This window comes from Pseudoalteromonas sp. T1lg10 (assembly GCF_002964545.1).
GTDB lineage: Bacteria > Pseudomonadota > Gammaproteobacteria > Enterobacterales > Alteromonadaceae > Pseudoalteromonas.
Window position 1 is genome coordinate 1 of sequence record NZ_PQBV01000042.1, and the last position, 247, is coordinate 247.

1 rRNA gene is annotated in these 247 nt (G+C 47.0%); it reads left to right on the plus strand.

The features are described 5' to 3' along the window. Positions 1-152 precede the first annotated feature (152 nt). Positions 153-246 (plus strand): 5S ribosomal RNA (gene rrf / locus C2M17_RS11285). Position 247: the final 1 nt, after the last annotated feature.

Consider the following 247-nt stretch of genomic DNA (forward strand, 5'->3'; position numbering starts at 1 on the left):
CCCCATGCCGAACTCAGTAGTGAAACGAAACAGCGTCGATGATAGTGTGGCATTTGCCATGTGAAAGTAGAACATCGTCAGGGCCCTATTTAAGAAAGCCCGGCTCAAAGAGCCGGGTTTTTTAGAGCAAAAAAAGAATTTACAAGTTTTTGCTTGGCGACCATAGCGTTTTGGAACCACCTGACCCCATGCCGAACTCAGTAGTGAAACGAAACAGCGTCGATGATAGTGTGGCATTTGCCATGTG